Origin of the sequence: Lutibacter agarilyticus, assembly GCF_900188235.1 — a bacterium.
In the GTDB taxonomy this organism is placed as follows: Bacteria; Bacteroidota; Bacteroidia; order Flavobacteriales; family Flavobacteriaceae; genus Lutibacter; species Lutibacter agarilyticus.
Map to the genome: position 1 here is coordinate 18,448 of NZ_FZNT01000006.1, position 23,743 is coordinate 42,190.

Sequence of the window (23,743 nt, forward strand, 5' to 3'; positions counted from 1 at the left end):
ATGAAATAAATTTTAAAAATTAACTATGGGATTACTAAACAAAATATTAGGAAACGCAAGTGAAGTTTCTTCAGAAAGTTTAAATGAAAAATACGCAAGATTATTAGTTGATGGAGAACAAGTTGAACTTGGCTTTAAATTATTTAGAGATGTATTTATGTTTACCAACAGAAGACTTGTGTTAATAGATGTTCAAGGGTTAACAGGAAGTAAGATAGAATACAAAAGTTTACCTTATAAACATATTTCAAGATTTTCATTAGAAACAGCAGGTACATTTGATTTGGATGCTGAATTAAAAATTTGGATTTCCAGTGAAAACACACCAACAGTAAGTAAAAAGTTTAACAAAAGTATTAATGTTTATGAAGTTCAAAAATACTTGGCAGGTAAGGTAATGTAATAATAATTTATATAAAATGAAGAAACCCCTATTTTTATTGTTCCTAATTTGTGAACTGGCAATTTCACAAATTACTCCTATAACCATAATGTCCGGAAGTTTAAAATTACCTGGAATGCAATACAAACAATATACTTTTGCTTTTGCACAAGGAGATCGTATTGTATTTAATTATAAAGAGTTAAAAAATAAGGCGATAAATAAGATTGAAGTTTTTGAAATGCCTTCTAAACTAAAATTTTCAAGATTCAAGCCAACTAGTATTTCAAATGAAATAATAACAGTTCCTCAAACGGGTATTTATGTATTTAAATTCACCAATACTTCTTTAAGTAAAAGAGTTGCTGAATTGTCAATTCAGCGAATGCCTAAAGATGTTTCAACGATCTATTTTAATACGACTCCTCAAAAAAGAATAGTCTCAGACACCACTTTTACTACCCGCATTGAAAAAAGATTGGTAAAAACTATTTATGAAACAAAGCCTATTATTGACAAACAGCAGTTTTATATCAATAGTGGTTCAAATGCAATGTTTAAAGGAGGTAAGTCTAGAATTGTGATTCCAATTTCACTTCCGGTAAATACTGTTGAGTGGTATTATACTTTTTCAGCATCTAGATCTGAAGCAGAAATAAATAAGATTTCAAGTAATATGCAGCTTGCTTCAGAGTTATCCCAATTAATAGATCAATCAGGGTTGCTTTCTTTTGGGATTGATCAATTGACCCAACCACCAGGAGCAGATTATTGTGATGTTTATTTAATAGACCATGCTAATTATAGTAAATTTATAAATAAAGAGGGCTTTTCACATTATCCAATTGGTACTAGGGAAAATATTTTATCAGGTACGGTAAAGGTAAAAGCGAATTTACCTAATTCGTATTTAGGAATTAAAAATCCAGATTCAATGAATGGAATACACTTTGCTATTGAAGTAGTTGCGATTGTAAAAGAAAATATTTATGAAACTGTAGAAGTGAAAGTACCACATATTACAACTCAAGAAATGCTGTTTATTGAAGACTGAAAATGTAAATTTTAAAACATTGATATGAATGAAAAAGACCTATTATCTCAGTTAAAGAAGAAATTTCCAGTACTCGTAAGTGATTTGTATCCTTTTCCAAAACCTTACCAAGGTAAAGAAAAGGTAAAAGCCATTGTTTTGGGTGCCGATCCTAGCCATATTGTTGATGGTTTACCTAAACCTCTTAAGGAAGTATTTCAGCTAGACAATCCAAGATCTCCTTATTGGAGGTCTATTCAAAGGAATATTGACCACATTGATGGGGTGACTTTAGATAATTTATATGTTCAAAATCTATGTAGAAATTATTTCACTCAAGAAACAAGCGAAAATGAACATTGGTCTGAAATAGCTAGAAATTATTGGGCGCCATTTCTAAAACAAGAATTGGATGGGAAATTTGACGTTAGAGTTCCTGTTTTAATGACCACGGAGTTTATTTTGCATTCGCTTTTGAAAGACCCAACCATTAAATTAAAGGCAACGGATATTTATACGAATCATATTCTAATTAAAAAAGAAGATAATTTACTTGGAAGGGATTTGATTACTTTTTATCGACATCATCGATATTCTTTAACTAATTGGGATACTTATAAAGAATTTATTGAAAATAAAATTATAAATTAAGTTGCGGAATGTAATTCAAAGTTTACGTATATTTATTTTTTTAAAGCTATGAATAAAAAAGACCTATCTGAAAGAGATATTTGCACTAAATTCATAAATCCAGCTATTGAAAAAGCAGGTTGGGATATGAAACGACAAGTAAGAGAAGAAGTTTCTTTTACGGATGGTAGAATTATAGTGCAAGGAAATTTATATACAAGAGGAAAAAGCAAACGAGCAGATTACATTCTTTACTACAAATCCAATATTCCAATAGCTGTTATAGAAGCTAAAGACAATAAAAAACCTGTTGGAAATGGAATGCAACAAGCTCTAGATTATTCAGATATATTACAAATCCCTTTTGTATTTACTTCTAATGGAGATTCTTTTGTATTTCACGATAAGACAAAAACGTCTGGAGCAGTTGAGCAAGAGATTCCGTTAGATGATTTCCCTTCACCAGAAACATTGTGGCAAAAATATTTAGCATTCACAAATATTGAAACGCCTGAATCTAAAGAGATTGTAGAAAAAGATTATTTTGCTGACGATAGTGGAATGACTCCTAGGTACTATCAACAAAACGCCATAAATAGAACGATAGAAGCTGTTGCTAAAGGACAAGATAAAATAATACTTGTAATGGCAACTGGTACAGGAAAAACTTATACTGCATTTAATATTATTTGGCGTTTATGGAAAACAGGAATTAAGAAACGAATTTTATTTCTTGCGGATAGAAACGCTTTACTAACCCAAACTAAAAATGGGGATTTTTCTCCTTTTGGTAATGAGGTAATGCATATTATTAAAAACCGAAAAATTGATAAATCATATCAAATATATTTTGCCCTTTATCAAGGGTTAACAAGTACTGATGAAGACAAAAATGCTTACAAAGAATTTAGCCAAGATTTTTTCGATTTAATAGTTATTGATGAGTGCCATAGAGGAAGTGCTTCCGAAGCATCTGCCTGGCGTGATGTATTAACGTATTTTAATACGGCAACACAAATAGGTTTAACAGCAACTCCAAAAGAAACAAAGGATGTTTCTAATATGGAATATTTTGGGAAGCCTGTGTACACGTACTCTTTAAAACAAGGTATTGACGATGGCTTTTTAGCACCTTATAAGGTAGTTAGAATTACCACCAATGTAGATGAAGGTTGGAGACCTACTGCTGGTTTAGTTGATAAATACGGAAATGAAGTTGAAGACCGTATTTACAATTTAAAAGATTATGACAGAAAACTAGCGATAGATGAGCGTACAGAAATTGTAGCAAAGAAAATTACAGAATATCTAAAAGCAACAGATCGTTTTGCAAAAACCATTGTGTTTTGTGTAGACATAGACCACGCCAACAGAATGCGACAAGCATTAATAAATGAAAATGCAGATTTGGTGGCTAAAAACTGGAACTATTGTGTGAAGATTACGGGCGATGATGAAGTTGGAAAACAAGAATTAGATAATTTTACGGATGTTGAAGAACGTTTTCCGGTAATTGCAACCACGTCTAAAATGTTAACAACTGGTATTGATACTAAAATGGTGAAATTTATTGTTTTAGAATCTAACATACAATCGGTTACAGAATTTAAACAAATTATTGGTAGAGGAACAAGAATTAGAGAAGCAGAAGGTAAAGTGTTTTTTACCATAATGGACTTTAGAAAAGCGACCAATATTTTTGCAAGACCTGATTTTGATGGAGATCCTGTTCAAATTTATGAACCTGCACCTGATGAACCTGTTGTGCCACCAATTGAAGATGATACAACACAACCAAATGATGATGGAGAACCTATAGATATAGAAGGGTTTAAACCCACAACACCAAATATAGATATTGACGATACGGAAGATGAAGTAAAAAAGTATTATGTAAATCATATACCTGTTTCAATAGTTAATGAACGTGTTCAGTATTACGGAAAAGATGGTAAATTGATTACAGAATCATTAAAAGATTATTCAAAAAAGAATATAGAAAAAGAATTTACATCGCTTGATAAATTTATTCTACGATGGAATAATGCTGAAAAGAAAGAAGAGTTAATTAAAGAATTAGCAGAACACGGTGTTTTGCTAGAAGCGCTGCGTGAAGATGTTGGACAAGATTTAGATGATTTTGATTTAATATGTCACATTGCTTTCGACCAACCTGCTTTAACACGAAAAGAACGTGCTAACAGCGTACGTAAACGTAATTACTTTACAAAGTATAGCGAAACTGCTCAAAAGGTTTTAAATAGCCTATTAGATAAATACGAACAAGAAGGGATTGTTTCAATAGAACAAGGATCTGTACTTAAAGTACAACCTTTAAGTCAAATGGGTTCAGCAGTTGAATTGGTGAGAGCATTTGGTAAAAAGAAAGATTTTGATAAAGCCATAAAGGAATTAGAAAACGAAATTTATAATATCGCATAAATTGATTATTCAAGACAAAATTAAATTACCAGAAGGAAGACGGCTAGAATTTAAAGAGATTTTACCTACTAATTCAGATTTAGCAAAAACAATTGTTTCTTTTGCTAATGATGCAGGTGGTGAACTATTTGTTGGGGTGAAAAATAATCCAAGAATTATTATTGGAATTGAGGAGTTGCAGTTAGATAGTGTTGAAAATCAAATTAGTAATATTATAAATGATCAATGCGCACCTTCAATTTTTCCAGAAATTACTTTTATAAAAGATAATGGTAAAAATATTATTCGCATTTATATTCATAAAGGTGGTAAACCTCCATATTTCATCAAATCTAAAGGAAAGGAAAGAGGAACTTTTATTAGAGTTGGTTCGTCTAATAGATTGGTCAACAATGAAATATTGAAAGAATTAGAAAGGCAAGGGAATAATATTTCATTTGACTCAGAATTATATTTCAAAAAAAAGCATGAAGATTTAATTTGTAAAGATTTTGATATTTTTTTCAAAGAAAAAACAAATGAAGATTTAACTATTGAGGTTTTAAAAAAGTTAGACTTAGTTAAAGAAGAACAAGGTCAGTTATTTCCTACGTATGCATTAGTTTTATTATCGGAAGATTTAGCTAAGAAGGAGTTGTTTCCGAACTCTAAAATTGAATGTGCACGTTTTAAAGGAACTATTCCTGGAAATTTTATTGATCAAAAAACTATTGATATAAGTATTGCTTTGCAAGCAGAGCAGGCTTATCAATTTGTAAAACGTCATATTTCTAAGGGTACAGAAGATTACGATGGAGTTTACAGAAATGATCGTTGGGAATATCCAATAATTGCTATTCGAGAAGTTATTAGAAATGCAATAATTCATAGAGATTATTCTCTTACTGGAAAAGATATTAAAATTGCCATTTTTGATGATAAATTAGAAATAACTAGTCCAGGGAAATTATTACCTACTGTTGATTTTAACGAAATGGATGCAGGTCAATCAGATGTGCGTAATAAAGTACTTGCACCAGTTTTTAAGCGTTTAGGAATTATTGAGCAATGGGGAAACGGATTGCAGTTAATTGCGAATGATTTACAAGCATATCCAGAAATAGAACTTGCCTGGAAAGAACCTGGAGTAGCGTTTAGAGTATCGTTTATTAAGAAAAATTATAAGTTGCAGCAAGAGTTAGAGCACGAGTTAGAGCACGAGTTAGAGCACGAGTTAGAGCACGAGTTAAGGCACGAGTTAAGGCACGAGTTAGAGCACGAGTCTATGTATACAGAAGTTTTAAAAATTATAGCAACCAAAACTACTGCTACTAAAGGGATTGCAATAGCTTTAGGACACAAAAGCATTTCTGGAGCGCTAAAGAAAACGATTGCTAAACTACAAGAACACAGGCTCATAGAATGGACCATTCCAGATAAGCCAAAAAGCTCCAAACAACAATATAAAATAACAAATAAAGGAAACGTATTTCTACAAATTATAAAGAATAAAAAACTAAATGAGTAACATAACAACAAACATAAAAGGCATACGCGACATCATGCGTAAGGACACAGGAGTAGATGGAGATGCACAACGTATTTCTCAAATGGTATGGATGCTTTTCATGAAAATATTTGCAGACAAAGAAGAAGAATGGGAAATTACCATAGACGATTACGAATCACCAATTCCTGAAAACCTAAAATGGCAAAACTGGGCAGCAGATGATGAAGGCTTAACAGGCGATGCTTTAATGGAATTTATAGAAATTGAACTGTTTCCTGCGTTGAAAGAGTTGGATATTACCATAAGTCCGCAAGCAAAAATTATTCGTTCGGTGTTTGACGATACTTATAACTTTATGAAAAACGGAACACTCTTCCGTCAAGTTATAAACGTAATCAACGAGATAGATTTTAATAGCACGAGTGAGCGTCATGTGTTTAATGATATTTACGAAACCATTTTAAAAGACCTACAATCTGCAGGTTCTTCAGGTGAATATTACACACCAAGAGCAGTTACGCAGTTTATGGTTGATATGATCAATCCACAATTAGGTGAAAGCGTATTAGATCCTGCTTGTGGTACAGGAGGTTTTTTAACTTGTACTATTGATGGGGTTCGTAGTCAAGTAAAAACATCAAAAGACAGAGACATATTACAAAAATCAATACGTGGTATTGAGAAAAAACCATTACCACATTTACTGTGCACTACCAATTTAATGTTACACGGTTTTGATTTGCCAGCAGTGCGTAGAGATAATTTATTAAGCAAACCATATGCAGATTGGGGAGCAAAAGACAAGTTAGATATTATACTCTCTAATCCACCTTTTGGAGGAGTTGAAGAAGATGGTACCGAAACCAACTTCCCTAAAAAGTTTAGAACCAAAGAAACTGCCGATTTATTCCTAGCCTTAATCATCAAGTTATTAAAAAATAAAGGTCGTTGTGCTATTGTATTACCTGATGGAACTTTGTTTGGCGAAGGAATGAAAACACGCCTAAAAGAAGAGTTGTTAGATAAATGCAACTTACATACTATTGTACGTTTACCAAATGGCGTATTTAACCCATACACAAGTATTAAAACCAACTTATTGTTTTTTGAAAAAGGCACTCCAACCAAAGAAGTTTGGTATTACGAGCATCCTTATCCAGATGGTGTAAAAAGCTATAATAAAGGCAAGCCTATTAACATTAAAGAGTTTGATACAGAAAAAGCTTGGTGGAACAATCGTGAAGAAAATACACAAGCTTGGAAAGTTTCTATTGAAGAGATTAAAAAACGAGGTTATAATTTAGATATTAAAAACCCTCATCAAGAGGTAGATACTTTAGCAAGTCCAAAAGTAATATTAGAAAAACTTATAACTACGGAACAAAAGATTTCTACCATACAAGACGAAATTATAAATGTGTTAACTGAAGCTTTAAAATAATATGCAGTTACTACAACATTTTAAAGAACTTACGGTTAATCCTAAAAATGCTCAAGAATTAAAAGGCTTGATTTTACAATTAGCAATACAAGGAAAATTAACAGCTAATTGGAGAACAGAAAACCCAAATATTGAACCTGCTTCAGAATTATTACAGAAGACATTAAAAAAGAAGGAAGAACAAAGCAAGAATCAAAAAAAGAAAAAAGAAAGGGCTTTACCATCACTTACAGAAGACGAAACACCTTTTGGCATTGCAAGAACTTGGGTTTGGACAAGACTTGGAGAAGTAGGAACAACAAATGTTGGATTAACTTATAAACCTGCACATAAAAATGATTCAGGAGTTCCTGTTTTAAGGTCTTCAAATGTTCAAGAAGGAGAGTTATGCTTGAAAGATTTAGTTAGGGTAAATACTGATTATCGAGAAAAAGATATAATAAAAGAAGGTGATTTACTTATTTGTGCGAGAAATGGCAGTAGAAGACTTGTTGGGAAATGTACAATAATTGGACAGATTGATGAGATTATGGTTTTTGGTGCTTTTATGGCAATATTTAGGTCAGATTTTAATCCATACCTCCAATTATTCATTCAATCGCCTCAATATAGGTCAAAATTAGATGGAGTCGAAACCACAACAATAAATCAAATTACGCAAGGGAATTTAAAAGCTACAGCGGTACCTCTTCCACCACTAGAAGAACAAAAAGAAATCGTAAAAGTAGTAGCAACGCTGTTTAAAGAAGTTGAACAATTAGAGCAATTAACTTTGGAACGTATTGCTTTAAAAGAGGACTTTGTGATTTCTGCATTAAACCAACTCACCACAAATAATACAAAACAAGAATGGACTTTTCTACAAGACCATTTTAAAAGTTTCTTTAATCAAACTACCAACATTAAAAAGTTACGAGAAACGGTTTTACAGTTGGCAGTACAGGGAAAACTTACAGCAGATTGGCGCTCTCGTCATCCTGAACTTGTTTCAGGATCTCATCACGCGAGCGAACTCTTGAAAAGCATCCAAGAAGAGAAAACACAACTCATTTCAGACAAAAAAATAAAAAAGGAAAAATCGTTACCAAAAATAACCAAAGAGGAAATTCCTCATGAATTACCTGAAGGTTGGGTTTGGTGTAGGTTACAGGATTTAGTAAATGTAGGAACAGGTTCTACACCTGCAACTTCAAATTCGTCATACTATGGAGGTGAAATTCCTTGGTATACTAGTTCTGCTACTAATGATTTATTTGCAAAAGAATCAGAAAAACTAATAACAGAAAAAGCACTAAAAGAAACAAATTGTAAAGTTTTTCCAAAAGAAACATTAATAATTGCAATGTATGGTCAAGGTAAAACTCGTGGACAAATTAGTGAATTAGTTATTCCTGGAGCAACTAACCAAGCAGTTGCAGCAATGGTTTTTTATAAAACCTCAAAAGATTTTAAAGAATATATAAAATATTTCTTTAGAAAAATATATGATGAAATTAGACTTTTAGCAGAAGGAGGAGCACAACCTAATTTAAATGTTGGTAAAATTAAAAACACAATTCTACCACTCCCACCACTAGAAGAACAAAAAGCCATTGTTCAAAAAGTAAATGGGTTAATGGGTTTCTGTGATAAATTAGAGCTAGAAGTACAACAAAGCCAAAAACAAAGTGAGCAGCTAATGCAGAGTGTTTTAAGGGAGGTTTTTGAGAAAAAAAAAGCTTTTAAATATGAAGTATAATATAGTTTTGATTGGTGCAATGGGAATTGGTAAGACCACTATTTCTAACCTTATTTGTGAACAAAATAACGCTTATTCAGTACTTGACTCAGACGCCATAAAAGGAGGGCTAGTTGAAAAATTAGGGTTTGATGAGAAAGAGTATCAAGAAATACTTGATCAGAAAGGTTGGTTAGAAAGTAATAATTATGCTCGGAATTTTTTGAAGCCAGAGCATTTAAATGTAATTCTAGATGTAGCTAGCAGTAACAAGATTATTAATCTGGGAGGCGATTTTATAGACTGGAATAATGAAGAAGATTTTGAAAAATGTCACAAATATTTAAGAGATTATCCAAATGTTATAATGTTAAGATACTCTAATGATTTGAAAGAAAATTATGATGAACTATCAAAAAGGATTAAAAAACGAATAAATAAAGACACATCTGAATCATTACAGCAACAAGTTGAATATAATTTGACTTATATCCAGAGTGATTTGTTTAGTAAGGTGGCAAAACATGTAATTGAAACAAAGGGGAAAACAGAAGATGAGGTCGCTATGGAAATAATTAAAATTTATAGTGACTCAATTCCTAAAATAGATGATTGATTTAAAGAAGCAATAGAATACGATTAAACCCATTTAGAACAAATCATGCAAAGTTGTTTGAGGGAGGTTTTTGAGGGAGAAGTAGCTGTTGCTAAGTAAAATTAAATTAAGAAAACTAATGGATGATAAAAGCTATGACTTAAATAAATTATTTGAGTTTTTTAAATATTGGAAAGATTACACACACTCAACAGAATTTTATAATGAAGGTTGGTTACTAAAATTGTTAGTGTATGCAATTACAGATTTTGGTTTAAAAGAGCATCCGCTATATGTAAATGAAAATGAGAAGTTTTTTAGTGAGGGGTTACTGCCTAGTCCATTCTTAACGGAAGGTAAAAAAAATCCTTTTGCTGAAAGTCATACTCATGCAGATGGTGCAATAGGTAATTTTACTATTGGAAACAACAGTAGTAAAGGTCTTTTAGAATTAAAAGGAAACAAATTAAATATTTTTGAAGCTAAAATTAATTCTGGATTTTCAACAGGTGTTACTAATGCTTCATTTTATAATCAAGCTGCGAGGAATGTTGCCTGTATAGCAGAAACAATTGATAAAGCAGATAAACTCGAAAATTTAGACAGCTTATCAATTGGTTTTTATTTAGTGGTTCCCAAAGATCAATATGAAAAAAAGAAGAGTTTTGAAGAGTTCTTAGATAGAGACCATATTTTAAAAACCGTTAAAAAAAGGGTTGATCAATATAAAAATGAAGGTGATTATGTAGAAAGAAAAGACTGGTTTGATACAAAGTTTACACTAGTTCTTAAACACTTAGAAAGAAAGCCTCTTTTTTATGAAGATGTAATTACTGAGTTAAAAGGTTCTGTCTATATAAAGAAGATTAAGGACTTTTATAATTCCTGTATTGAATACAACTAAACAAAGAATAGAGTACGCAGTTAAAACAAAGTAGTTTAGGGAGGTTTTTTGAAAATTAGTAAATAAAAATATTATGAAAAGATTAATATCACATTCAAATTTCAGCTACGCTAACCTTAGGGATGAAACTATACAGTTCCAAGTTCAAGCAATTTATAAGAGTGAAATTGATTCTGGAATTGAATTATTAAGTTATCAAGAATTTAAAGGAATAACCATAGATCATATTGACAATGAAAATATTAATAATCCGATTTATTTCAATGATCGTTTAAATAATATTTTGACAAAATATCAATTGGATCCAAATTGGGAGGATAACTTAAAATACAATTGTCATTATTATTCTTTTTTTCAAGATACAGATTATTGGTTAGATGATATAGATGGTTTTCTAAGAGTTAGTGAAGCTAAGTTTGTAATTTCTGAATATTCATTAGAAGAAGTTTTTGTTGAAAGTGATATTATATTATTTATTGATAAAGATGACAAGATTATTCATTCTTGCAGATTTGAGAATAATCAGTTTATTCATAAATGTGGTACTAGAGGGCTTCATCATTTCAATAGCTTAGAAGATTGGAGAAACTGTGAAGAATGTAAATACGATGAAACAAAAAATTATAAAGTTTGTAGGTTAAATTTGAAATATAAAAAATGAAATTTTACACAAAAAATAAGCAAGTAATTTTAACCTTTCTGTTTATTATTGTTTTAGCTCTTTTATTCAATAAAAATTTGGCTAATATCCTTTTAGAAATTGGAAGATTAATTAATTATCATTCTGCTTCATTCTTTATTGCTTATATCATTATTTTGATTCTTATAATATCAGGTTATTTATATGTATTTATTAAACCTTATGTTTTAAATAAAAAAGTTTCTCTTATTGTAGGGATATCAGTTTCAATTTATATGATTTTATTATTAGCAGATAATAATCTTCATTTTGAAACATTTATTGAAAAAAACAAATATTTCAGATACGCTAATATTTTATTTTTAGTTGGTATAACTCAGTTTATTTATTTAATTATAAATATCAATTTGAAAAAATCAAGTAAACTTGAATCTGAAAAATTCAATAATGATATAGAACAGTTTAAAGATTCTAGTTTTATTGAAGATGGGTTATTTGTAGACGGAGAAATAGATAATGAATTAATTTTAAATCGTCTTTTAGGAATGCTTAATAATTTTAAGCCAAATTCTTCCTTTTGTGTTGGTTTAAATGCCGTTTGGGGTCATGGTAAAAGTAGTTTTCTTAAACGTTTTGAATATAAGTACAGAGCAACAAGTGCTAATAATATTATATTTTGGTATAACATATGGAAGAATCGTGAATCAACTGCTATTATTGAGAATTTCTTTGATGAACTTAAAAACAACTTGACTCCACACTCAGGAGAATTAAGTAATTCTATTGATTGTTATGTAGAAGCTATTTTAGCATTATCAAGTTCTCAAACCCAAACAATCTTAAATGCAGGAAACAAACTGCTTAGTCAAGATAAAACTTTAGAAACTTATTACAATGAAATTAATGAAAGTATTAAAAAGATTGATAAGCAAGTAGTAATTATCCTAGATGATTTAGATCGTTTAGAAAAAAATGAAATATTAAGTTCGCTAAAGCTAATTAGAACTTTGTCGGATTTTAATAATGTTATTTTTATTGCAGGATATGACAGAAGCTATATCACTAAAAAATTAGGACCAGATTATAAAGGTTATATTGATAAAATATTTAATGTAGAAATTAATTTTTTACCATCAGATCGAAATTTATTGTCTCAATTTTTAATTAATGAAATTGAAAAAATTGAAAATAATTCTAATAGAAATGAAGTAGATAAAACTCTTTCAGAATCGTTCAAAAATTTATTTTCAAATTTCAATGATTTAAGTTATTCAGATTTTTTCTCAACATATAGAGGTGTAAAACGTTTTATTAATGAATTTAAATTCAACTTAACATTTTTAGAGAATATTAATGATGTCCAATTAGATCAGTACATTCTTTTGAAACTTTGCACATATAAATTTAGATTTACTCAAAATTTAATTTTTAATGATTTAGATAAATTACTTACACTAAAGTCTGTCGATAAAGTAAATGAAAAATTACAATTTGCATCTTTTGAAAATCAAAATATTTATGTCTTTGATAAAGAGGCTAAAGAAAAAATCAACCAATTATTAGAGAAAAATAAAATTGATCCTGAAGATGTTATAATTATTAATGCGGTTTTAGTTTCTCTATTTAGTGAGAGGAATGATATTCAATACTACGAGGATAGAAATACAGCAATTTCAAAAATATATTATACAGAACTATACGTTAAAAATGATATTGCTACAGGTAAATATAAAGTTTCGAAATTTCAAGAATTATTTGAATCTAATGAACTTCATTCAATAGGTAGCGAGATTGAAGATTTGCCTAGTCAACTTAAGGGGCAAATAAAGAATGAGATAATGAATTTTATTTTTTCAAAGGTTAAAATTGATTCAGTTGATCGATTTATAGATGTGTTAAAAACCATCAACTTTAGTATGATTTCTTATTCTATTAGTGAGGATAACAAAATATTAAGTCTTATTGATGAAAAGTCTAATGAGTTATTTAATAGTGATGAAAAATTTATTGAATCTTTTGAAGCCATTCTAGTAGAGGCTAAAATTGGTTATTTAGCTAATCTGATAAGTGAAGTAAATATAAATGAAAAGCGAACTATAAATGGAACTTATAGTGCTAGTAGCATAGCTAATTATTCAAGTTCTACTTTTAATGATAGAACCATAAAAAGAGTCTCTTTGAAAATATTAAATGAATTAATTGATAAATCTGCGAATGTTGATATTATTTTGAATGCCTACCACTTATATACTCAGGCTATAGTTCAAGATAAAAAAATATTTAGATCATTTGAAGCTAATGAGCTAGTAAAAAAAGACATATGGAATAGATTTGAAAATTACATAGATACAGGACTATTAGACTATTCTCATGATGGTCCAACAGTAGGATTTGAAGACATAAGATATTATTATCCTCCTCATTTTTTCATTCAAATATTTTCAACAAAACAAACATATCAGACAGTGATAGAGAATCCTTTAAAAAAGTCTGTTTTTAATCTGTATGTAGAAATGGGATGTGCAAGTTATATTACTTTTTTAAGAGATTATTTAAGTAATAATGAAGTATCAAATGAAATAGAATTGAAGGTAAATAATATGATCTCCCTTTTAGATTACACTATAGCTAATCCAAATACTAAATTGATTGATGACGTATATGTGCAAATAGTAGGTTCTTAATTAATATTTTAATGTTTAAGGAGGAAAGTATTGGGGGTATTAATGAATTAATAGAATTACACATTAAAGATTTTAAAAAAAACAAGAGTTTACTATTGAGGATGGTGAGCAATATCAGGTGATAAATTAGAACTAAGAAATAGGTAAATGAATATCAAATCATGGAAGAATACACAAATAGAATTAATTAAAAATGACTAAACCACAAACCATACAAATATTTTTACCAGTCGGTTCACCAATTAATTTAAAATAAATATGGCTAAATCAGATAATATGTTATTCAGTACTGTAACCCTTGAAAATATAAAAACTGCAGTTGACGAATTCAATGAAAAAGGAACTCCTGATGGTTTTAGTACTTCAAAATATTATGATGTAAAAATTGATGGAGTTTTATATCCACCAATGCCCATCATGGCCATTGCCAATTATTATGCTACTGATAGAAAAGTGGAGAATTATTTTTCAGGAGGTGAAAATACACCTTGCTTTAAAGCATATCAAAGATTAGGAATTGAAATTATAACAAAGTCAAATAATATGTTAGAAAAGTTCAAATACCAATATTTATCACTCCCTATTTATCTGTTAATTAGACTTTCTAAAGAGAAATTTAGTATAGACAATATAGATAATATTGTAAGAGATCTGCAAAATTTTCGAAATACGGAGAAGGGAACCATCACTCAAAACCTTTTTCAAAAAGCATTTGATTGGGGAAGTGAAGATAAAAACAAAGCCATCAATTTATATCGATTAATGTTGAATGGTGATGAAAATGCTTTTAATCAATTAAGAGTTAGTGAAATTCTAGAATTCTCGAAATTGAAAGATATTAGTTTAGAGGAATTGGAAGCCAAAATTAATAAAAATAAGGGAAGTTGGATTATACCATCCGGATTCGAAAACAAATTTGACTTTCCTGAAATGCTTTCTAAATTTTTAGAACAAGCTAAAACCAATAATTTAAAAACGAAGCAGTATCCAAAAACATACGGAGAACTTAAAGTTAAAGTAAGTTTTGGAGCAGGAAATCAAGCTGAAATTCCTTGGATAGCCTTGTTAAAAGAACCTAATAGAGTTACTGAAGGGATTTATCCGGTTTATCTATATTTCAAAAAAGAACAAACGATCATTTTAGCTTATGGATTAAGTGAAACGATTAACCCAACTGCTATATGGAATATTGAGGATCCAACGACTATCACTAATTATTTTTATAAAAATGGTCTTGGAACCCCTAAACATTATGGTAGTTCTTATGTTTACAAGGTATATGATGTGAACGATTTACCAGATGAAGCGATTTTAAATGATGATTTAGATGGGATATTATCTATTTACAACCACCAAGAGGAGCCTATTTCAATTGTAGTAGATACCGAAGGTTTAGTAGAGCCTGAAACAATTATTGAACAAGAAGATTTTAAACTCTCAAAATTAATAGAAGATGCAGCAATATCAGGTTTGTTATTTAGTGATAAACTACTTACACGTTTTGTGAGTTCCTTAATTACTAAGCCATTTGTTTTATTAAGTGGCTTGTCTGGTTCTGGAAAGACAAAATTGGCACAAACATTTGCAAAATGGATATGTGAAAGCGATCAACAATATTGCGTTGTACCAGTTGGAGCAGATTGGACCAATAGAGAGCCTTTATTAGGGTATGAAAACGCACTAGATAGTAAAGAATATGTTTTACCTGAAAATGGTGCTTTACAATTGGTTATCAATGCGAATAAGAAACTTCATAAACCTCATTTTTTAATTTTAGATGAAATGAATTTGAGTCATGTAGAGCGTTATTTTGCAGACTTTTTAAGTGTTATGGAGTCTAAAGAAAAGTTTAAGTTGCACAGTGATCAAGAGGTTCTAAAATCAAAGGTTCCATTTGAATTGCAATGGCCAAAAAATTTGTTTGTAATAGGAACTGTAAATATTGATGAGACTACATATATGTTTAGTCCGAAAGTATTGGATAGAGCCAATGTTATTGAATTTAGAGTGCAAGAGGAAGAAATAGCTACCTTTTTAAACGCACCAAACGATATTAATTTCGAACATTTAATTGGGAAAGGAAGTACTATGTCCCAAGATTTTATTGGAATGGCGGCGAATGGTACTAATAGTATAATTTCTGAAAATTTAAACACTGCGTTGGTTTCATTTTTTGGACAATTGAAAAAAACAGGTACTGAATTTGGTTATAGAACAGCGATGGAAATACACAGGTTGTTTCATCAACTGGCTGTTGTAAACCCAGATTTGTCTGAAAATGAACAAATAGATATTGCGATAATGCAGAAACTATTGCCAAAATTACATGGTTCTAGACGTAAACTTTGTCCGGTGTTAGAAAGTTTAGGGAAGTTATGCGTGGATAACGTAGATGTTAAAAAAGCCTACTTTGAAAATTCTACAGATCTAAATTATGATACTGAATCTGTTATTTATCCTTTATCGCTTGAAAAGATCACCAGAATGTATAAAGGATCCATTGATAATGGTTTTGCTAGTTACGCTGAAGCATAAATTATGACAGGAAAAAGCTCCATTATTATTCCATTAGATTTTATAGAACAGGATCTAAATCTTTTTATAGATGATAAAAGGAATGAAACCTTGTTTTACGCAGAGGATGCCTTACGTAATAATGAAGCCCCTTTTCAAATTCAAGAAGGGAATTTTTACGATTATGAGTTTAGTAGTGAGGACTTTTATTTTCAAAAAACTGAAACGATACAACCACATAGAAGAAAGGCTTATACTGGGCAAATAGCACCCAATATTTATGTAGGTACTTTAACGCTGGAGATTTATAAAAAAGACATTGATAAGTCCGTTGGAACATTAAAATTAGAAGTACAATCTATCAAATCTGAATATCGCGAGGATTATAGGTATATGTTGGAAAGTATTACTGAGAAATGTACCGATTTAATTTTGCAATCGAACTCACCAGTTAGTCATTCTTTTCAAACAGATTATAATATTGATAGTAAGACTTTATACCAGCGCTTTGCTTTTATAAAATCTATTATCCAGTCGGATGACTTTGAAGAGGCTATTCATAGAATTATTACATCACCAACAACCATTTGGAAAGAAAAAGAAGAAAAGGTTGATGTTAGGAAAATGAAACGATTTAATGCTAACGCTGTAAAGCAGTTGGTTAATGGTTCTAATAGGGTTTCTTTAAACTCTGGGCATCCGTTATCCAGAAGAGGTCTTACTACGGTGTCCGACAAGATAAATTCAACTAAGAAAACTGAAAATGTTGATACCAATGAAAATAGGTTTATAAAACATGCCTTAAATACTTTTTTAAAGTTTTGTATTGATTTACAGTCACATCCGAAAGCGGGAGACCGATTGAAGAAGGAAGCTGATCTTGTGATCAATACTTTGGAGAACCATTTACAACATAGTTTATTTAAGGAAATATCTAGACCAGAAACCTTGAAATTGAATAGTCCTATTTTACAGCGAAAAGAAGGGTATAGAGAGGTTTTGAAAGTGTGGTTGATGTTTGATTTGGCGGCTAAATTAATTTGGGAAGGTGGTGAGGATATTTATAGTGGCGGTAAAAAAGATATTGCCACATTATATGAATATTGGTTGTTTTTTACACTCTTAGACATATTTCAGAAGAAGTTTGAAATTGAACCAAAGGAATTAGAGAAATTAACAAATTACAATTCTAAAACTAAAAACTTAAATCTTCAATTAAAGCAGGGGAGATTCACAGCTTTAAAAGGGGTTTATATCTCTCATTCCAGAGCCTTGAATGTGAAATTTAATTACAATCGAAGTTTTTCAGGAGCTTCTGTTTACCCTAGTGCAGGTAGTTGGACTACCACTATGCGACCAGATTATACACTTTCATTTTGGCCTAAAGAATTAAAAGAAAAGGAGGCAGAACAAACAGAGCAAATCGTTCATATTCATTTTGATGCAAAGTATAAGATTAATAAAGTTGATGAAATTATAGGAAATAGATCAGGTGCCACTGAAGTGGAACTAAATGAAGAAAAGTTAGCACAAAAAAAGGGAACTTATAAAAATGCAGATTTGTTGAAAATGCACGCTTATAAAGATGCTATTAGAAGAACAGGCGGTGCTTACGTATTATATCCTGGAACTGAACAGACAACCAAAATTGGATTTCATGAGATATTACCTGGACTTGGGGCTTTTTCAGTAAAACCATCAAAAATAAATGTGGAAACAAGTCATGTGGAAGCATTCATAGATAAAGTAATTGCACATTTTGTCAATAGATCTACTCAGCGTGAAAACCTAGCTACTAAGACCTATGATATTCATAATACAGCGATTATTAATAAACTGAAACAACCTATACCAGAGTATTTAAATAATAGAAAATTAATTCCTGATGAAACTTTTGTACTGGTAGGGTATTACAATTCAGTAGAGCAATATAATTGGATAAACACAAAAAAATTATATAATTTTAGAATGGGAAGTACCGCAGGGTCTTTAATATTGGATAAAGAAACTGTAGATGCAAAATTTTTACTATTACATGGTAGAGGAGATCAACATTCAAATGAGTTATGGGAAATAAAAAGTAAAGGGCCTAAAGTATATTCAAAAGATAATTTGATTTCAAAAGGCTATATCAATCCTTCCTCAGATCATTATCTAGTGATTGAAATTGAAAAGGTAGATCTAAATAATTTTGGAAATCAAAATTGGAACTTTAAAAAACTCAAAAATTATAAAAAGGGAAGGGCTTCATCTTTGCCGTTTACCTGCTCATTAACAGAGTTGATGTTAAATTCTTAATGAAAAACATTATTCGGCCAAGTAGTTCTTAAACACTTTACGCGATAATGCCATTTTATAGCTCAAAATTCACTCATTGTTTATTTTTCCTAATACGAATTAAACAATATTATCTAATGAGTTTATATAATTTGGATCTTCTAAATATATTAATGAACTGGTTGCCATATCAAAATAGGGCAGGGCACCATCATATCTACGATCCATATTTTGTATTAAAAAAAATCGAGTGCTAATTAACCTTTTAATTTCATCTAAATCACCTTTGGTTGCTGGTTTATTTTCCTTTGAAACAAATAAGTTTTTTGCGTATGCTGTTGCAGCATTTGCAGCTAATGTACCAGCCATAGCATTTCCAACCCCAGCTGCACTCATAGCTTCAACTTTCATTTTTTCCTGTTGTACAGCAAGTGCTTCAGAGAGGTGGTCTATAGGTTTTTTAATAGCTTTCTTTTTCTTGTGTTGGTGGTTTTTGTTTCTACAAGTATCAGAACAAAATTTTTGAGCTTTTCGTCTTGTAGGTATAAATTCATTTTGGCAAAATTGACAGGTATAGTATTTTTCTTCCATGGGGTTTTTAATATTAAGCGTAAAGGAAACGTTTGTTTTACGTATAATTGTTTTAGAAACGGTGTTTTAATAAGTATTCGTTGGCTTTGTCTTCAATATCATCTTTAGTTGTTCCCTTTCCTTTTTCTAGCCAGTCTATAATTTCTGATTTCTTAAATTGCAACTTAGCACCATTTTTATAAAACGGAATTTTACCTTTATGTCTTAAATCATAAATAGTAGGAACTGCATAATTTGTGAGTTCAGAAACTTCTTTTACGCTTAAAAAAACATCCTTTATTTGCTCATCTTTTTTGATAGGAGCTTTTGAAGGTTTTGGTGTAGGATACAATTTTTCTCCCAGTTGTTTATATAATGGAGTATTATAAACAGATCCGCCATAGTTTTTTATTTCAAACTTTTTAAAGTTATTCAACTCGTACATTAATTTGTAAATAGGATGGTAGTTACTAAACAAATTAGCTGTTTTACTTATGGCATCATAAATGGCTATAGATTTGATAAAACCTTCCAGATTAAAACTTTTTTGTTGATTGTTTTTCTTCAGAAGAGGAATAATTTTATGATTTAAAATTTTATTTATAGCATCATCTTCAAACATAATCTCACGATCATTAAATAGCGTTAAATACTCAGATTTACGAGCTACAGGAATGTTGTTTAATGCGCGTTGTTTGTAATGAGAAACTTGATCTGATAATTCTCTATAACTATAATCATAAGTGTAACCAATATTTTTTAACTTGATGAGGTTTCTTTTGAGTAACTTTTCTGAAATAGAAAGATAGCTGTTTAGTGTATTGTTATATAATTTGTTATAATCCATTCAAGTTTAATTTTATGCGGTTAGCAGCTTCAATCTTATTTTTATTAATAACCTTAGTGTAGATTTGAGTTGTATTCACATTTTTATGCCCCAATAATTTTGAAACAGTATAAATATCTGTTCCATTGGCTAATTGGAGGGTAGCATAACTATGCCTAAAATTATGGAAGCTAATTTTTTTATGAATTTTTGCTTTTTCAATCCAAGGTTTTAAATACCGAGCAACGTCATTATAATTCAAACTAGTAAAAACTTTACCCTCGGTTGTTCCTTCTTGTTTTAGTATATCGTGGGCATCATTAGCAATTGGATGATTGTGAATGTTGCCAGTTTTTTGTTCTTTTAGTTTTATATAATATCCTTGATGAATGTCTCCAAAGATAGTTTCCCATGTTAAATTTTTAATATCAACAAAGCGTAAACCCGTTAAAGCCGAAAATAAAGCCGCTCTTTTAATTTGTGGAAATTTAATATCTGTATTCCATAATTTAATTAATTCTTCTTCCGTAAGGTATTCCCTAAAAGTTTGCTCTTGCTTAATATATTCAGTTTGTTTAGCAAGATCTATTGAGATGATATTTTCTTTGAAAGCTCTTTTTAGTACAAATATGAAATGTTTGTAATATGTTGCAGCTGTATTTTGTGCTAATTTACTTTTACTAGATTTTAAACTAGTTGTTGTTAAAAGAAACTCTCGATATTTATAGGCTATTGCCAGTGTTAAATTTTGTGAGCTGATTTTGTTACCAATAAATGATTTAAAATAGTTAAATGAAGCCTGCCAACTCAAAGCATTGTTTTTAGATCCATTATTGAAGTACTCCAGAACAATAGCGTAATAGTAATCTACAAAATTAATATTGACTTCAATATTTTCCTTAAAACCGAATTCTTTGTTTTTTAACTGTACCAGTCTTTTTGCCCTAATCACTTCTGCTAACTCAATGGTAGTTTTATTGTGTTCTCTTTCAAATTGGTTTTTTGGATAGTCGTGAATTTTTAATTTTAAAAACTCACGTCTGGTTTCTTTACCAGTTTTAGGACTTATGATAGGAGGAAAGTAGTCTAAATATAAACTAGTTTTATCATTTGCTATTTTTTTATGTCGTAGGGTTACATTAGCCATTATTGTTCGGGGTTTTTAGGTTTACCAAATAATTTTATAATATCTTTTTTTAGCACATAAACAAACCTTCCTTTTTTTATTTTTTCTATGCTATTCTTTTTAATATGACGATCAATGGAGCGGTTTGATAAATTATAATATCTTGATATTTCACCTACGCTAAAATAACTATTATTATCATCTTTCTTGCCTTCATTTAAAATAATTTCCTCTGAATATTCATTTTCAAATTGATTGGTGATCAAGTTTTTCAAGTCTTTTTTTCTAATGATTACTCTAGCTCCAAATTTTGCTGCTTTCAGGTGTTTGTTTTTTATTAATCTTTGTACTGAAGACATGCTAATTCCTAATAGAACCATTACATCTTTCATACTTAACAAATCTTTTGCTTTTATAGTTTTTAGATGAGTATCATAAGGGATGATTTCATCATTTTGAATTAATGGTTTTTCACTGTCATTTTTTTTCTTTTTTCGTGCTTTTTTTCTGTAGTGCTCCTGATTACACTTGTGGCTACAATATTTGGTTTTTAATGTTTGTGCCATGAATTGCTTACCACAATAGCTACATTTTTTTGCGATTTTCATACAGTACGTTTTTAGATTTTTATGGTCCTTTTTAGTCCTGATAAGTCCATACAAGTCTGGATCGGTCAGAAACTCCTCAACACTCGTCAAGCAATGTAATTTTTCATACTTTTTTTAAAAAAGGTACAATAAATGTACAAAAACAATCTAAATATTACGTTTTTTTACAAAATGGAAAGGTCCGAAAACAAAGAGAAACTGTTGATAACTCTAGGTTTTCGGACCTTTTTTTTTGTAATTTTTTGTAAATTATTTGCCGATACAAAAATTAGCAAAAATATTACCTAGTAAGTCTTCAGTAGTTACTTCTCCAGTAATTTCACCTAAATAAAACAATGCTTGTCTAATATCAATTGCAAATAAATCTGTACTAACGTTTAGGTCTATGCTTTGTTGAATTTCCTTGATCGAAGTATAAGCATTATTCAAGGCTTCAAAATGTCGAGAGTTACTTACAATGGTTTCATTATTACTCAATGCTCCTTTATTTGCTAATTGAGTAAGTGTGCTAATAAGCTCATTAATTCCTGTTTTATTTTTTGCTGAAAGTATAATTAAATCGGTGTAGTTTGTGTTTAGTTCTGTGATTTGATTATTGTCTAACAAATCAGCTTTATTAACAATTGTCAATATTTTTTTAGCAGGATATTTTTCTTTCAGTTCTGTAATTTGTTGTTGAAGCGAATCAATTTTAGAAGCATCAATTAAATGCAATACCAATTGTGCTTTTTCAATATTTTCAAATGTTTTTTGAATTCCGATGCTTTCTACCACATCTTTTGTAGCTCTTATTCCAGCTGTATCAATAAAACGGTAAGCTACACCTTCAATAATCAATTCATCTTCAATAGCATCTCTTGTAGTTCCTGCAATATCACTTACAATGGCTCTTTCTTCATTTAATAGCGCATTTAATAAGGTCGATTTCCCTACATTTGGTTCCCCTACAATTGCAATTGGAATTCCGTTTTTCAATACATTTCCAAGCGCAAAAGAATCTATTAATTGTTTTAAAACAGCGCTAATTTCATTCACTAATTTTGTAAACGCTGTTCTGTCTGCAAATTCAACATCTTCTTCAGCAAAATCTAATTCTAATTCAATTAAACTCGCAAAATTTAACAATTGTTCTCGAAGTTTTTCAATTTCACTTCTAAAACCACCACGCATTTGTTGTAATGCAACTTGGTGTGACGCTGCTGAGTTTGACGAAATTAAATCGGCAACAGCTTCTGCCTGACTTAAATCCATTTTTCCGTTTAAAAATGCACGTAGTGTAAATTCTCCACCATTGGCATTTCTAACGCCATTTTTTAAGAATAATTGTAATATTTCTTGTTGAATATATACGGATCCATGGCAATTTATTTCAACCACATTTTCTCCTGTATACGAATTAGGATTTTTGAATACAGAAACCAATACTTCATCAATAATTCTAGTGTTATCAATAATATTTCCTAAATGAATGGTGTGCGATTTTACGGTTGTTAAATCTTTATTTCCAAATTTAGATTGAAAATGTTGATTCACAATTTTAATGGCATCTTCACCAGATAAGCGAATAACAGCAATGGCTCCAACTCCTGAAGATGTTGCCAATGCAATAATAGTATCGTTTTGTATTGTATTCATTGTGCAAAGATATATTTTTTAAGTGAGAAGTGAGAAGTGAGAAGTGAGAAGTGAGAAGTGAGAAGTGAGAAGTGAGAAGTGAGAAGTGAGAAGATGCTTCGCAGGCTCAGCAATGAACAGTTAATAAAACAATTATATGACTATACTTGAAAATAGGGTTCAACTATGATAAATTGAACCCTATAAAGAAGTTTACACACTTTATAGGATAGTGTCGCTAACTGCTAAAA

The 23,743-nt window shown here is 30.2% G+C and carries 18 protein-coding genes; 13 read left to right on the forward strand and 5 right to left on the reverse strand.

The genetic code is table 11. The features are described from left to right. Nucleotides 1-25 precede the first annotated feature (25 nt). The 13 genes from CHB67_RS10720 to CHB67_RS10780 all read left to right on the forward strand — a co-directional run bounded on the left by CHB67_RS10720 (nt 26) and on the right by CHB67_RS10780 (nt 18,769). On the forward strand, nt 26-403 hold the full coding sequence (locus CHB67_RS10720; protein ID WP_089381782.1) for a PH domain-containing protein: 378 nt from the start codon (nt 26-28) through the stop codon (nt 401-403). 16 nt (nt 404-419) lie between these two features. Continuing rightward, nucleotides 420-1,436 carry a hypothetical protein gene (locus CHB67_RS10725; protein WP_141119705.1) on the forward strand — a complete coding sequence of 339 codons (1,017 nt, stop codon included), beginning with the start codon at nt 420-422 and terminating at the stop codon, nt 1,434-1,436. A gap of 24 nt (nt 1,437-1,460) precedes the next feature. Continuing rightward, nucleotides 1,461-2,066, forward strand: a complete 606-nt coding sequence (locus CHB67_RS10730; RefSeq protein WP_089381784.1) for a hypothetical protein — start codon at nt 1,461-1,463, stop codon at nt 2,064-2,066. Nucleotides 2,067-2,114: 48 nt separating this feature from the next. Beyond that, nucleotides 2,115-4,487 carry an EcoAI/FtnUII family type I restriction enzme subunit R gene (gene hsdR, locus CHB67_RS10735; RefSeq protein WP_089381785.1) on the forward strand — a complete coding sequence of 791 codons (2,373 nt, stop codon included), beginning with the start codon at nt 2,115-2,117 and terminating at the stop codon, nt 4,485-4,487. A gap of 1 nt (nt 4,488) precedes the next feature. Then, complete coding sequence (locus CHB67_RS10740) at nt 4,489-5,994, forward strand: ATP-binding protein (protein WP_089381786.1); 1,506 nt, start codon at nt 4,489-4,491, stop codon at nt 5,992-5,994. After that, nucleotides 5,987-7,417, forward strand: a complete 1,431-nt coding sequence (locus CHB67_RS10745) for an N-6 DNA methylase (RefSeq protein ID WP_089381787.1) — start codon at nt 5,987-5,989, stop codon at nt 7,415-7,417. Before CHB67_RS10740 ends, CHB67_RS10745 begins: the two co-directional genes overlap by 8 nt. 1 nt (nt 7,418) lies before the next feature. Then, complete coding sequence (locus tag CHB67_RS10750; RefSeq protein ID WP_089381788.1) at nt 7,419-9,155, forward strand: restriction endonuclease subunit S; 1,737 nt, start codon at nt 7,419-7,421, stop codon at nt 9,153-9,155. Then, nucleotides 9,145-9,750 carry a shikimate kinase gene (locus tag CHB67_RS10755; RefSeq protein ID WP_089381789.1) on the forward strand — a complete coding sequence of 202 codons (606 nt, stop codon included), beginning with the start codon at nt 9,145-9,147 and terminating at the stop codon, nt 9,748-9,750. The genes CHB67_RS10750 and CHB67_RS10755 overlap by 11 nt, the downstream gene beginning before the upstream one ends. Nucleotides 9,751-9,868: 118 nt before the next feature. Further along, the gene (locus tag CHB67_RS10760; protein ID WP_089381790.1) at nt 9,869-10,633 is read left to right on the forward strand and encodes a hypothetical protein; all 765 of its coding nucleotides are present in this window, start codon (nt 9,869-9,871) and stop codon (nt 10,631-10,633) included. Between the two features lie 73 nt (nt 10,634-10,706). Further along, on the forward strand, nt 10,707-11,294 hold the full coding sequence (locus CHB67_RS10765) for a hypothetical protein (protein ID WP_089381791.1): 588 nt from the start codon (nt 10,707-10,709) through the stop codon (nt 11,292-11,294). Then, on the forward strand, nt 11,291-13,957 hold the full coding sequence (locus CHB67_RS10770; RefSeq protein WP_089381792.1) for a KAP family P-loop NTPase fold protein: 2,667 nt from the start codon (nt 11,291-11,293) through the stop codon (nt 13,955-13,957). Before CHB67_RS10765 ends, CHB67_RS10770 begins: the two co-directional genes overlap by 4 nt. 258 nt (nt 13,958-14,215) lie before the next feature. After that, entirely contained in the window at nt 14,216-16,492 is a 2,277-nt protein-coding gene (locus CHB67_RS10775) for an McrB family protein (protein ID WP_089381793.1), read from the forward strand. 3 nt (nt 16,493-16,495) lie between these two features. Further along, nucleotides 16,496-18,769, forward strand: coding sequence for a DUF2357 domain-containing protein (locus tag CHB67_RS10780; RefSeq protein ID WP_089381794.1), 2,274 nt, complete (start codon nt 16,496-16,498; stop codon nt 18,767-18,769). 99 nt (nt 18,770-18,868) lie between these two features. On the opposite strand, the gene CHB67_RS10785 is transcribed toward CHB67_RS10780, so the two are convergent. From CHB67_RS10785 to mnmE, 5 genes are all read right to left on the reverse strand, one after another. Then, on the reverse strand, nt 18,869-19,339 hold the full coding sequence (locus CHB67_RS10785) for a hypothetical protein (protein WP_089381795.1): 471 nt from the start codon (nt 19,337-19,339) through the stop codon (nt 18,869-18,871). A gap of 52 nt (nt 19,340-19,391) precedes the next feature. Further along, the gene (locus CHB67_RS10790; RefSeq protein WP_089381796.1) at nt 19,392-20,165 is read right to left on the reverse strand and encodes a helix-turn-helix domain-containing protein; all 774 of its coding nucleotides are present in this window, start codon (nt 20,163-20,165) and stop codon (nt 19,392-19,394) included. Further along, entirely contained in the window at nt 20,155-21,291 is a 1,137-nt protein-coding gene (locus tag CHB67_RS10795) for a tyrosine-type recombinase/integrase (RefSeq protein WP_089381797.1), read from the reverse strand. Before CHB67_RS10795 ends, CHB67_RS10790 begins: the two co-directional genes overlap by 11 nt. Beyond that, the gene (locus tag CHB67_RS10800) at nt 21,291-21,878 is read right to left on the reverse strand and encodes a helix-turn-helix domain-containing protein (RefSeq protein ID WP_141119706.1); all 588 of its coding nucleotides are present in this window, start codon (nt 21,876-21,878) and stop codon (nt 21,291-21,293) included. The genes CHB67_RS10795 and CHB67_RS10800 overlap by 1 nt, the downstream gene beginning before the upstream one ends. A gap of 249 nt (nt 21,879-22,127) precedes the next feature. Next, complete coding sequence (gene mnmE, locus CHB67_RS10805; RefSeq protein WP_089381799.1) at nt 22,128-23,513, reverse strand: tRNA uridine-5-carboxymethylaminomethyl(34) synthesis GTPase MnmE; 1,386 nt, start codon at nt 23,511-23,513, stop codon at nt 22,128-22,130. Nucleotides 23,514-23,743 lie beyond the last annotated feature (230 nt).

Excerpts from the sequence above, each read along its gene's own strand:
- CHB67_RS10720 (WP_089381782.1), top strand. The coding sequence starts at position 26 with ATGGGATTACTAAACAAAATATTAGGAAACGCAAGTGAAGTTTCTTCA.
- CHB67_RS10725 (WP_141119705.1), top strand. The coding sequence starts at position 420 with ATGAAGAAACCCCTATTTTTATTGTTCCTAATTTGTGAACTGGCAATT.
- CHB67_RS10730 (WP_089381784.1), top strand. The coding sequence starts at position 1,461 with ATGAATGAAAAAGACCTATTATCTCAGTTAAAGAAGAAATTTCCAGTA.
- hsdR (WP_089381785.1), top strand. The coding sequence starts at position 2,115 with ATGAATAAAAAAGACCTATCTGAAAGAGATATTTGCACTAAATTCATA.
- CHB67_RS10745 (WP_089381787.1), top strand. The coding sequence starts at position 5,987 with ATGAGTAACATAACAACAAACATAAAAGGCATACGCGACATCATGCGT.
- CHB67_RS10750 (WP_089381788.1), top strand. The coding sequence starts at position 7,419 with ATGCAGTTACTACAACATTTTAAAGAACTTACGGTTAATCCTAAAAAT.
- CHB67_RS10755 (WP_089381789.1), top strand. The coding sequence starts at position 9,145 with ATGAAGTATAATATAGTTTTGATTGGTGCAATGGGAATTGGTAAGACC.
- CHB67_RS10760 (WP_089381790.1), top strand. The coding sequence starts at position 9,869 with ATGGATGATAAAAGCTATGACTTAAATAAATTATTTGAGTTTTTTAAA.
- CHB67_RS10765 (WP_089381791.1), top strand. The coding sequence starts at position 10,707 with ATGAAAAGATTAATATCACATTCAAATTTCAGCTACGCTAACCTTAGG.
- CHB67_RS10770 (WP_089381792.1), top strand. The coding sequence starts at position 11,291 with ATGAAATTTTACACAAAAAATAAGCAAGTAATTTTAACCTTTCTGTTT.
- CHB67_RS10775 (WP_089381793.1), top strand. The coding sequence starts at position 14,216 with ATGGCTAAATCAGATAATATGTTATTCAGTACTGTAACCCTTGAAAAT.
- CHB67_RS10780 (WP_089381794.1), top strand. The coding sequence starts at position 16,496 with ATGACAGGAAAAAGCTCCATTATTATTCCATTAGATTTTATAGAACAG.
- CHB67_RS10785 (WP_089381795.1), bottom strand. The coding sequence starts at position 19,339 with ATGGAAGAAAAATACTATACCTGTCAATTTTGCCAAAATGAATTTATA.
- CHB67_RS10790 (WP_089381796.1), bottom strand. The coding sequence starts at position 20,165 with ATGGATTATAACAAATTATATAACAATACACTAAACAGCTATCTTTCT.
- CHB67_RS10795 (WP_089381797.1), bottom strand. The coding sequence starts at position 21,291 with ATGGCTAATGTAACCCTACGACATAAAAAAATAGCAAATGATAAAACT.
- CHB67_RS10800 (WP_141119706.1), bottom strand. The coding sequence starts at position 21,878 with ATGAAAATCGCAAAAAAATGTAGCTATTGTGGTAAGCAATTCATGGCA.
- mnmE (WP_089381799.1), bottom strand. The coding sequence starts at position 23,513 with ATGAATACAATACAAAACGATACTATTATTGCATTGGCAACATCTTCA.